General features: G+C 51.5%; 3 protein-coding genes and 1 pseudogene. All 4 read right to left on the bottom strand.

Annotated features, from left to right (window positions below):
- Positions 1-62 precede the first annotated feature (62 nt).
- Complete coding sequence (locus ACO6BQ_RS12180) at positions 63-1,067, bottom strand: hypothetical protein (protein ID WP_489121331.1); 1,005 nt, start codon at positions 1,065-1,067, stop codon at positions 63-65.
- A gap of 25 nt (positions 1,068-1,092) precedes the next feature.
- Positions 1,093-1,485, bottom strand: coding sequence for a hypothetical protein (locus ACO6BQ_RS12175; protein WP_489121329.1), 393 nt, complete (start codon positions 1,483-1,485; stop codon positions 1,093-1,095).
- Between the two features lie 268 nt (positions 1,486-1,753).
- Positions 1,754-1,900 (bottom strand): annotated as a pseudogene (locus ACO6BQ_RS12170) (site-specific integrase); the annotation flags it as partial.
- A gap of 92 nt (positions 1,901-1,992) precedes the next feature.
- Positions 1,993-3,453, bottom strand: coding sequence for a recombinase family protein (locus ACO6BQ_RS12165; protein WP_489121326.1), 1,461 nt, complete (start codon positions 3,451-3,453; stop codon positions 1,993-1,995).
- Between the last annotated feature and the right edge of the window lie 386 nt (positions 3,454-3,839).

The following is a 3,839-nucleotide window of genomic DNA, read 5'->3' as shown; positions in this document are numbered from 1 at the left end:
TTTTTGCACAAAATTGAGGCTGCTGCACGTTGGTTTCGTGCAACAGCCCCTTTTTCTATGTCTTACACTTCGTCGTCGTAGACACTCGTGTCGTTGTTCTCGCTATGCGAGGAGGTTGCTGCCGCAGCCTGGAACGGGGCGGCACTGTCGTAGGTGGTCTGGACACCGTAGACGGTGGTATCGCTCTGTGTCTGGATGTAGAGCTCGGTGCCTGCGGGGAGGTCGATGTTCTTGCCGTGGACGAACGCGCCTGCGACAACACCAAGAGGTCCGAGGATGGCGATGCCCGCGAGCGATGCGCCCGCTGCCATGGCGAGGTGCTGCATTTCCTTCTTCGCCTCTTCGCCGATGAAGGTGGTGACATAGGTACCGTCAAGTGCCTTCGTGTTCTTGAAGTCGATGTCGACGGCGGCATTGCGGCCGAAGTTCTTCGCCTGTTTCACCTTCGTGACTGTGCCCTCGCCGCGCGAGCCCTTCGTGAAGACAAGGACATCACCGACGAAGACGTCCTCCGCGACCTGATACTCAATCGTGTCGCCGACCTTGAGGTTCTTCGCGTTGACGGGGGTTACAAGTGCGACCTTGACAAGCGTGTTTGCGGGTACGGAGATGGGTGTGACAGGAATCTCCTTCGTGCCGAAGGAGGCTTCGGAGAGGGCGGAGATGCGCTTTTGGAACGTGCCCTCGGCGGTTTTGCCGAGGAGTGCGATCTCCATCTCGCTGACGCGTTCCCGTACGGAGCGCAGGCTCGTCTCATGGTTGATGTTCCACTCAATCGCGTTGAGGTTCATGAGGACGGAGGGGCTTGTGCTGTTCGTATAGACCTCGTCGTAAATGGCATCGATTCGTGCCATGAGGCTGCCCGTACGGTGTTTGCCGTCATAGTCGCGCTCGAGCTTGTTGATGCGGTCGATGAGCGCACCGGTCTGCTCCTGTCCGTAGGTGTCCTGCTCGATGAGTGCGAGTTTCGACTGGACGGCGTTCGGCGGCTCTGCCGCGAGTGCTGTGCCGAATGACGTGAGTGCGAGTACGAAGGTCAGCACGAGTGCACAGATTTTCTGCTGCATGAGAGATCTCCTCCTATCTTTGCTGCTATTTCTTTGTCAGCAGCTCTTCAATGAAGTCTGCGATGCTCCTGAGAGGGGAAGCCGGCGTGTATTTCTGCGGTATATTCATTCCCTGCGTTGTACGCAGAACTTCTTTTGTATCATAGACTTCAACCTGTGCGGAAACGAACTGATATGTTCCCGCCTGTGGGTTGAGACGCGTGCGATAGAGATAGCGGCGGTTTTCGGCTGCCTTGACGACGGCGATGACGGCATCGCGCTCCGTATCCGAGACGCGGACAATGCTCGCGGCATCGACGTAGTAGCCCGTGTCATCCTCTGCGTCGACGAAGCGCATATCCTCTGCTGCTTCGCACACACCGAAATGCAGAACGAATGCAAGCGCGGCAAGCAATACGCCGGTCAAAAAACGCTGCATGATGTGGAATCCCTCCTTACTGATTCGGATTCATTATAGTGGAAAAAATTTTGTGCGTCAAATTTATATTGGATGAGGGGGAATGCGTTGCGTACGCGCTCTTTTCGGTTGCGAAAATTCCGTTTATGATGTAGTATAATAAACGATGAGAGCGATAAACCGCGCTGTTGCGCGGTTCGTCGCTCTCTTTTTGCGGATTTGCCTACACGTTGTCTACATCCTTTCTAGAGTGGACAAAAGGATGTAAAAAGCGTGATAGGCGCGTTACTCATTCGCCTACAAGCCGCGCAAAGATAGCGGCTGTCTCCTTCCTCATCTCATCGGTATCATGCGTATAGAGATTCTGCGTAATGGTCGCGTCGCTGTGTCCCAGACGGGCGGCAACGTCAACGGGGTTAGCCCCTGCCTCAATAATCATAGAGTTTCTCCAGTGTTATGTCAATCGCCCTGATTCGAAGGATGAATCGGGGCGTTTCTTTTGCTTCTAAGACAAACAATGGAGCAGGTTCAGAAGCTCCAAACAATCTCCAAGTCTCCCTTAGTTGGCTTTACAATGATTCTTTTGATGAGGGATTGCAGCATCACGCGCTTTGCCTCCATGTCCTCCGAGATCATGACGGAGGAACTTTCGGAGAGGATAGAGCGGGCTTCATCGATAGACAGGCGGTCGTCCTGATCCGGCTTTATGGTGTCCAGTGTTCTTTGCAGTGCGGTCTTCTCTTCTTGCAGCTTCTGTGTACGCTGTCCGATTGCATCAATTCCAATCGTGCCAAGTTGGTAGAGGTCGATGACACGTGAGATTTGTTGGTCGAGTTCGTCAATGCGCCGCATCATGCCAAGGCGATCATCTTCCAAACGATTGTCCTTTTTCTTTTTGGATTTTGCAACAATGGACTGAAAATAGGTGTTGTCATTGACTAGACGTTCCAGTTCATCCAAGACCTGTGTGTCAAGTGTATCAACAGGGTAGGTCGGGTTTTTGCAGTTCGGATCGATGGTTCTCTCCTTTGAGGATTTTGCGCGGGAGTAGCACTGATAGTATGAGCGTGGTCTTTTTTTTGATCCATGTCCAAGGTAATTCTTGCGGGCAAAATAGAGTGCGCCGCAATTTCCGCATACAAGCAGACCGCTGAGAAGGTGGGCCGCCCGAAAAGGCTTCGGTTTGCTTGCGGCAATGCGGGCACGGTCATTTAACAGGAGCTGTGTCCGCTGATAGGTTTCCTTATCAATGATTGGTTCGTGCTGTCCTGTGTACGTCTTTCCTGCCCATGAAACAAGACCGATGTAAATAGGTGTGGAGAGAATGGAGCGAATCATCGTATGATGTGTGTGCCGCCCGTATTTCTCATGAACGATTTCCTCGATGCGTGTCATGGGCGTTCCGGCAAGGAACATTGCATATACATCACGGACAATGATGGCTTCTGCCGGGTTGATTGTCAGTCGGCTGTCTTCGTAGTCATAACCGAAGGGGCGATAGCCGCCGCCATGAAAAAATCCCGCCTTGGCGCGCCCGATGCGTCCCATTGCCATACGCTCTTTGATTTGCTCGCGCTCTAACTGGGCAAAGACGGAGAGAATGCCGATCATAGCACGCCCGAAGGAGGAGGATGTGTCGAAGTTTTCCTGCATAGACACGAAATCGACATTGTGCGAAAGAAAGACATCCTCGATCATGTAAAGCGTGTCCTTCTGCGAGCGGGATAGACGATCCAGTTTGTAGACGAGCACACAGTCAATGCGTCCTGCGTCAATGTCGGCAAAGAGTTTTTGCAGTGCGGGACGCTGTGTGTTTGAGCCGGAGAAGCCGGGATCGGTGTAAACGTCGTAGATTGCCCAATCCTTCGCCTTGCAGTAGGAGGTGAGCCGTTTTCTATGGAATATCCTTCCTGTGCCTGCTCCTGCGTTGAAACGCGGATATAGATGGCTACTCTTTGTGGCATAAGACCTCCTTGTTATAAAACGCATGTTCCCTTACAACTTGTAAGAAAGCGGCGAATCCGATGCAGTGGGTTCGCCGCTTTTGTGCTGTTCGATGAACGGAGATGATTTGTCGGCGATGACAAATCATTGAGTAGGAAAGCATTTCTTTACAACTTGGAAGAAAACGCGAGATTTTCCTACTTTGGTATTCGCCTAGAAAAAAAGAGCCGATTTTTCCCAGTTGAGTTGTTTGGCATTTCCGAACAACTCGTTACTTGACTTTTTCACGAAAAAGTGTGCATTTACTTGACAAAATAAGTCAAGTATAAGTACATAAATCGGGAGAAAAGTAAAGGAGGGGATATGTTGATTGGATAAGGGGCTGTTGCACGAAGGTAAATTTATCTTTGTGCAACAGTCTATCTTTTCGT

The organism is Centipeda sp. (in: firmicutes), assembly GCF_057271695.1.
Note: the sequence above shows the minus strand (reverse complement) of the source record. Positions and strands in the feature narration are given on the sequence as shown.

Coding starts and splice junctions, on each gene's coding strand:
- ACO6BQ_RS12175 (WP_489121329.1), bottom strand. CDS start 1,485: ATGCAGCGTTTTTTGACCGGCGTATTGCTTGCCGCGCTTGCATTCGTT.
- ACO6BQ_RS12165 (WP_489121326.1), bottom strand. CDS start 3,453: ATGCGTTTTATAACAAGGAGGTCTTATGCCACAAAGAGTAGCCATCTA.
- ACO6BQ_RS12180 (WP_489121331.1), bottom strand. CDS start 1,067: ATGCAGCAGAAAATCTGTGCACTCGTGCTGACCTTCGTACTCGCACTC.